Origin of the sequence: Vibrio sp. 10N.261.52.A1, assembly GCF_002876325.1 — a bacterium.
In the GTDB taxonomy this organism is placed as follows: Bacteria; Pseudomonadota; Gammaproteobacteria; order Enterobacterales; family Vibrionaceae; genus Vibrio; species Vibrio chagasii.
This window is the reverse complement of record NZ_MCYD01000774.1, coordinates 1-6,824: the sequence shown is the minus strand read 5'-3', so window position 1 is coordinate 6,824 and position 6,824 is coordinate 1. Positions and strand designations below refer to the sequence as shown.

Annotated in this window: 10 protein-coding genes; 4 read left to right on the top strand and 6 right to left on the bottom strand. The window is 41.1% G+C overall.

Going from position 1 to position 6,824, the window contains the following annotated elements; translation table 11 throughout:
- The first annotated feature begins 347 nt into the window (after positions 1–347).
- A complete protein-coding gene (locus tag BCT81_RS16140; protein ID WP_102425095.1) occupies positions 348–548 on the top strand; it encodes a hypothetical protein in 201 nt (66 codons plus the stop codon).
- Between the two features lies 1 nt (position 549).
- Positions 550–1,371 (top strand): hypothetical protein, encoded by an 822-nt coding sequence (locus tag BCT81_RS16135; protein ID WP_102425094.1) that lies wholly within the window; start codon positions 550–552, stop codon positions 1,369–1,371.
- A gap of 135 nt (positions 1,372–1,506) precedes the next feature.
- On the opposite strand, the gene BCT81_RS16130 is transcribed toward BCT81_RS16135, so the two are convergent.
- The 6 genes from BCT81_RS16130 to BCT81_RS16105 all read right to left on the bottom strand — a co-directional run bounded on the left by BCT81_RS16130 (position 1,507) and on the right by BCT81_RS16105 (position 5,753).
- Positions 1,507–3,624 (bottom strand): hypothetical protein, encoded by a 2,118-nt coding sequence (locus BCT81_RS16130; RefSeq protein WP_241908223.1) that lies wholly within the window; start codon positions 3,622–3,624, stop codon positions 1,507–1,509.
- Entirely contained in the window at positions 3,617–4,066 is a 450-nt protein-coding gene (locus BCT81_RS16125) for a DUF3850 domain-containing protein (protein ID WP_102425093.1), read from the bottom strand. Before BCT81_RS16125 ends, BCT81_RS16130 begins: the two co-directional genes overlap by 8 nt.
- Positions 4,053–4,475, bottom strand: coding sequence for a hypothetical protein (locus BCT81_RS16120; protein ID WP_102425092.1), 423 nt, complete (start codon positions 4,473–4,475; stop codon positions 4,053–4,055). The genes BCT81_RS16125 and BCT81_RS16120 overlap by 14 nt, the downstream gene beginning before the upstream one ends.
- A 110-nt stretch (positions 4,476–4,585) precedes the next feature.
- On the bottom strand, positions 4,586–4,879 hold the full coding sequence (locus tag BCT81_RS16115) for a hypothetical protein (protein WP_102425091.1): 294 nt from the start codon (positions 4,877–4,879) through the stop codon (positions 4,586–4,588).
- Positions 4,880–4,890: 11 nt separating this feature from the next.
- Positions 4,891–5,430: a phage regulatory CII family protein gene (locus BCT81_RS16110; RefSeq protein ID WP_102425090.1), complete on the bottom strand. Its 540-nt coding sequence runs from the start codon at positions 5,428–5,430 to the stop codon at positions 4,891–4,893.
- 110 nt (positions 5,431–5,540) lie between these two features.
- Positions 5,541–5,753 (bottom strand): hypothetical protein, encoded by a 213-nt coding sequence (locus BCT81_RS16105; protein ID WP_102425089.1) that lies wholly within the window; start codon positions 5,751–5,753, stop codon positions 5,541–5,543.
- Positions 5,754–5,906: 153 nt separating this feature from the next.
- Between BCT81_RS16105 and BCT81_RS16100 the strand changes: the two genes are divergently transcribed.
- A complete protein-coding gene (locus tag BCT81_RS16100) occupies positions 5,907–6,557 on the top strand; it encodes a phage repressor protein CI (protein ID WP_102425088.1) in 651 nt (216 codons plus the stop codon).
- Between the two features lie 29 nt (positions 6,558–6,586).
- Positions 6,587–6,733 (top strand): hypothetical protein, encoded by a 147-nt coding sequence (locus BCT81_RS29355; RefSeq protein ID WP_198596909.1) that lies wholly within the window; start codon positions 6,587–6,589, stop codon positions 6,731–6,733.
- The last annotated feature ends 91 nt before the right edge of the window (positions 6,734–6,824 follow it).

The following is a 6,824-nucleotide window of genomic DNA, read 5'->3' as shown; positions in this document are numbered from 1 at the left end:
CTCTTTTGGATTCATTTATTTATAAGAAACTACAACTTTCAAACTATTCAAATCCCCCATTAAAATACATCTCACTGACCTAAGGAATAAATTAGATATAAATTAAATGAGCTAAGTAGTCGCCCACGGTTTATTCGGCGCTTACTTAAGTGATATCAGTTTTTCCAGGGCAGGTGTAGGTTAATGGATGTGGTCTATACTCGTTGATAGGTATCCACAGTTAATCTTGGTTAACCATATTTGTGGATATTAGCTATATTATGACACAATGGTCATTGCTCATTTTGCTAGTCTTTAGTAGCATATTTGTTATTATTTTAATAACACTCACAGCAAAGGAGGCGCGTATGCTTGGATTTTTTAGTTCTAAAAAAGATGAGAAACCCGATCGCTTGCTAAAACTGATGTTAAAAAACCACGATCGAGTAACCATCAGCCACAATGGTGTTGTACGAGTAAACCTCGAAAATGAAGACGTTAAAAAAGAGATTCAGAAGCACATTGATAAACTCAAAGAGCTTGATGAACTAGAAAAGTACGCCGTCTAACATGGGAATAACTTTAGTCGTGGTAGTCCTAATCTCGGGCTACCTTTTTTCTTATCTACACCTTTCATCTCATTACAAGCTTACCCGAACTGAAGGCTGGCATTCTTACTTTTTTGTAGCTTCACGTGGAATATTTTTTGCAATTTCTAGCATGGTACTTTGCTTTTTAATCGATTATTACGATTGCGTTGCCAAACTAATGCAAACTTATGGATGGAAGCTTCAAGATTTTAGTAAGTTAGCAATCAGCGCTGAGATGCTAAAACAAGGCTCCTGGGCTATTTTAACTGTGTTGCTTGCTTTGGTTGCAGGACTTATCACTCTCGCCAGAGATAAAATTTTTCCAAGAAGAAAAGCACAAAAAATCAAAAATATAGTCAGTGAAAACCATCTAGAAAAGTTCATCGTTGAAGCTTCCTATACCCAGTTCCCTATTGCGATCACATTAAAATCACGTAAAACCTATATTGGCATTTGCTTAGGTGATGAGCTGATTAATAGCAAAATTGAACATATCTCCATTATCCCTCTGCTCAGTGGTTACCGAGACAAAAATGACTTGTCTATAGACATCACAAATAACTACCAAGCTCACTATATTGAGGAAGGGATCGAGGAAGGGGTTCATGAAGAACTCACAAAAGAACATTTTAGAGTCATTGTCCCAACGGATCACATTGAAACATTTTCATTCTTCGATCTAAGCACATACGTTAAGTTCAAGAAGAAAGAATTGGCTAAAAAGCGTAAAGCCTATAACAGTCCCTACCCTGACACTCATGTATCCCACATGACAATACAGTCTTCACAAAACGTCGATTAACTAATGCTATAGTGTGCAGGGACTAACTCTTTACGTAAATAGTTAGTGATTTAACACTTAACATCTACACTAACGGCCAATCATCAGACTCAATGATTTCTAAGTAATCGGCCCACGATTTACTCGGGCGCTTACTTACAGTGATATATTATTGACAGAACTCCAAGGCTTATACTGTTCTTTAGCATATTCTAACTGAGCTTCCATCCAATAACTTTTTTCTCCTTCCTCCACCTCCCTAATTGGTGGGTTATCTTCAAAAACTGACTTCCAATAAGCTAGCCGCTCTTGATGCCGAATAAAATCATGTGAGTACAAATTGTCAGCCTCTTGCTTGATATCATTTAAGTCTAGATCTCTACATTCCATCGACCAACCACGGGCACCAGCTGCCCAGAATAAGAATTCATCCACTTTAGTCTTTGAATCATCGCCTTCAAACGTTACCGAGAACCTATTATCACTTGAAGCAAATACGCCACGTTCACGGATCTCTTTGTTCACCTTCTCCACCTGTTTTTCCAAACGAATAATACGGCTCTGCATTTTGTCAGTGAGCTCTTTCGGTTTGCCTTGTTGCACTGCTATCGACTTCGCCTTTATTGTTTGAGCCTTAGCAGCAGCCAACTTAGATGCCTTTCTTTTCAGCGGTTTTTTCCACTGGTCTAGTTTATGTCCTAACTCCTTAATTATCGCCGTCATATTGCCAGCCTCAAACGAAGCCAAACATTCCCATTTTGGTGCTCGAGTGCTTGCCGATATGTTATAGCGATTCCCTTTTATCAACCCTTGTTCCGAATCTCCACCTTTGGCGGCATACCCAACCGCTTTGATGATGTACGAGCCGGCGGCTTTAGGCTTCCTGATTCGCTCAAGATTTGCAAAACCATGTCCCCAGATTTTCTCCAGTCGTTTTGCCCAAGCGCTGAAGAACCTAGGTTCAACATTCCACTTTAAAAGCATATGTACATGAGGGTTAGGTTCACCATCATCATTGGCCGGACACTCTGCAACCCAAATATAGTGAAAGTCGAGAGGTTTATTTGCTGGGCCAACGTCACTTGGCTTACCTAGATGAGGTGGCACTTTTTCAACTTTCAAATCGCAGTAAGGTTGCCCACTGTCTTCATCGGTTTGAATAGTATGATCAGCCACCCAACCGCGTTGATACATTTTTTTCATTGCATCAAGTAAGCGTGAAACTTCTTTACCTATAGTGGTTTCAATGGTTTTTTCTACCGTAAACTCTTTGTCAGGCTTATCTTCCAAGCGACAGAAATCACCTGCTATCTCACCATTATGATTCATCAACTTGGTTCGCAGTCTATTTTTAAATGGGACTGTTGAATAAGGTCCAGCAATATCGGTAACAGGCGAAGCCACTCGCTTCTCTTTCGAGTTACTCCTATAGGTCACCATGTTTCGACGATAACGAATTGGATGCCTAGCGCCTAGTTCACCCAATTCCGATTCATCAGCCATACCGCCAAATATGGCCAATCGCTGCTCTCTGGTGAACGTTAAGGTCAAAAACGTAGTAAAACCATCGTTACGAACTGCCGCATAAGCCGCACTTTCAAAAATCTGAGTTACCGCTCGCTTGGTCAGCTTGTCGGTGTACCGTTCACCTCTGTTGACAGGTGGTGCTTTACTCGTCGGTGTTTGAGTAATGTGCTGGATTCTATACTGGTCGAAACACTCTCGCTGCTGTAATTGTACTGAAGTAGGAGTGATTTTAGGCTCACAGCGGTTAATTTTACCTTTCTCTTGTAAAACGGCAGGTGTATTACGCTCTGTAGAGGTATACAACAAGTCGTGATTGAAATACGCCTCAGGGCTTTGTAGGACTTCCGATGGATTAATAACCCTATCTAGCAGCTGCAGAGTTTGGCGATTTCGCTCAATTCTATGACGGTGTTTCTCTGTCGGACTTTTGCGCCCTTTGACTAGCCTATACTCTTCGGCGATTCTCGCCGCCGCTTCGCGGTCGTGTTCAGTGCGATAATTAAGAGCTTTAAAAAGATCTATCGATCTCTTGAGCTCAAATTCTCGCTTAGATTGTTGGTTGAAAACACGATCGTAGATTGGGATTTTTTTAACAAAACCAGCGTCTAAAAGGGCTTGCTCTTGGTTGGTGTAAATTTTAGGCACTAAAAAACCAGCGTGGTATCTAGCATCATTTCGTTTGATTCGGTCGAGGGGCATTACTTTCCCCGCTATGTATAAGAGATCATTGTGTGATATTTCATCCATTCTCTGCCACCTCCCCTAATTTTTTTAGTAGAGTCGTCGCCTCTATAGCAAAATAGCGTGAATCTTGAATCTGCCTTTCTAGATCAGTAGTAGTGAGTCCAGCCTCTCGAACAACGTCAATACCCGCCTCCATACAATCTGCAGCTTCAACTAAACGATCTCGTAAATGCCCCATCAAAATCACACTATTTAAATGAGATGAATTAGAAAGAGAAAGAACACATACCTCTTTACTTAAACCAAACTTCCCGCCATGAACTACATGAGTGATTTCATGTACCAAGGACGCACCCGTTTTATGCCCATCTTTGTCAATTTCATGCTGTATCAACACGTCGTTAGCTTGATAGTTACGATCATTGACTCGAACCTCAGCCGTTTTACGACCTAATCGAACCTCATTAAAAAATTCTGATTTGGTGTTTACTTCATGCAATGTCATGCTCACTCACCCCTACCGCCGACAAACAAAACTGTTCAAACTCATATAACGCTTCATCATCAAAATGACCTGAATCACGTAGCCCTAACATTTCAAGAAACAGATGACGATTACTCATATCTAAGTTCGCCCAATGATGAAGCTGTGAAACCTGTGCTATTGAGCCATTGCGATACCAACTTGGGAATGAATAACCAAAAAACACACGAGCACGATCGCCCTGCATAGCTTGCTTGAGATCGGCCAGTACTTCTTCTTGTGGTCGATGTGTTGTGATTGGCTCTTGCTTCTTCGCAATAGCCTCTAACTGGACCAGGACTTGATGTTGCTGCTCTTGATTACTTGAATTAAAGCGAACAGTAATTTGGTTAACAGACTGATTAAAAAGATGTTCTTCAATAGTATTCATCATCAATTCCTCAGGTTTGAGATATAAAAAACCCTCCCTCTTTAAATCAAAGAGGGATAAAGGGTGTAGGCAAGATGCCTAAGGGCTATGTTCTTTTGAGCATCACTGGACTATGACCAGCGTGACTGAATATCTTTTGCGCTGAAATCAAGAGCTTTTAACTCGCGATCAATGCGAGCTTGCTCTAAGCGGTCATCGCTTGAGTTAAATTGATTGAGTAGAGCTTCTCGTGTCTGATAGAGTGATCTCAACTGACGCTCGCCAAGCTCTTTTCTTGTTCGCTGCAAAAGAGCTAGGCCGCGTTCTTTTTGCTCGCGATTCAAAGACCAACAAACTAAATCAGGGCATGGATTTTCTAGTGGTGGGACATCTACTTTTAAATGTTCTCTTGTTGCAACAGACATAACGAATTCCTCTAACTTAAGCCGGGGATTGGTGCACCATTGGCAATAAACTCGAAACCCATACTGATAAAAGGGGTTGTGCCACTTGTGCGGTTTTCTAAATCAGACATAAGCAAAACCAAGTTGCCGATAGCAGCTTGAACTTTTGCAATCGTCTTACGCTTTTCGCTTCTGTATAAGCGGTCTGCATTGCACATCTTCAATGCATCGCTAGACAGCTCACCAGACAGAATCGAATTTTCTAGGATGCGTTCAACGAACGTTTTTGACTCCTCTTCACCGGGTACCTTAGCCACCACCACGCCTAAATCGGCTAATACGGTATTAATGATGGTGTAATCGCCCGTTTCTTTACTTATCAACGCCATATCGACAGGCGTTAACTTATATTGCTGCTCTGGGTTTAACTTGCTGCGTAGCACGGTCCCGCTTAACCCAACACGTTTAGCGAGCTTTTCCACATTGTGATTAATCACAAAGTCTCGACATACAGCGTCAAACGCATTCTGTTTGGGCTCACGTAATTCGCACATGGCATCCATTTCGTTCATGAAAGACACTCTCTACAGAAAAGTCGGAACCAGAATGACTACCCAAGCAAATAAATGAAGCCAGCTTGGGCAGTAATTATTAGTCGGAATAAGGGCAGAAAAAGCCATGGTTAGCCCAACTTCTCTAAAGCTTCACGAGATGCAATTTCCATCATGGCAATAACGTTAACCATAGGGATTTCATTCCTTGCCGCTTTAGGGCGAATGATTAGCTTGTTGTTTTCCATGTCTTTACGGAGTGTCGAAAGGGATACGCCTGAATAGCGAGAATACTCTTCAATGCGCATATATGGGACAGGGGGCGATAGTGCAAATGACAACATGATGATATCCTTACAAGTTAATTTATTGAGAATCAGGCTTAATTGGTTAGCTGCCGTGCTTAAGCTTGAGTACAAGAAAGATTATTGATCCATTTTTGAGCTCTGTAAAGTCGAGAAAGTGGTTTATGATCGTAAAAATGGTTCCAAGTCGCTATGAATAAAATTTTACCGTTTGAATATTTAAAGGGAGAGGCTTTTACAGAAAGGCTTAAAACGCTCACTGGAAAGAAAACTCTTTTAGAAATGTCTGAATTATTTGATGTTAAAAAATCCACTTTTAGCACTTGGAATACTCACGACAGAACATCACATGAATTGATGGTCCGCTTGCATTTAGCTTTGGGCATTCCAATCGAAGACCTCGCGCTCCCTGAAGAAGAACGAGCAAAGCTACCAATTCACCAACCAAAAACAATTTTTGAGCAGCCTTCAGTTCAATTAACAGCAGCAAGCACAAACCCACAGCACCAAACTGTGATTGTGAAAAGTTTTTGTTTAAGCGGCGGCAAGTTATTGGATACTGGCGAGATTCCGTATCCATTAAGAAGAATTAATAGTTTTAGCCTGCAGAACGCAGATCTCATCGAACTAGAGACGAATGAAGCAATTATGCTGGTTGATAAGAACGATAACGATGCCGTAAGCGGAAGCTACCTAATAAGCATTGATGGCCGTCATTCAATAAACGAAGTTCAGAGACTGCCAGGGAAGCTATTGGTCGAGTTCAATGGAACAACCATCGAAACACAAGACGGTGATATTGAAGTGGTTGGAAAAGTAGTCACAGAGACAAGGAAGAGATAATTGTGAATCAGTTTACGGAATTAGTTTGTATGAAGTCTTACTTTCAAAAACACCTTAACGACCCCGTAAACTGGGTAGCGTTCATCAAAGAACATAACATGAGTGGAGAAGAACAAAAGTATTGGCGAGATCACTTCAATTTAGATCACCCCTTCGAAGGGGAACTTGAAGCATAGAGGCAATGTAATCAAATATGATTTACTGATAGCAAACTCATTTTTGCCCCAAAATTATTTAAATTTTTAACTCTAAATCTATATTATCACT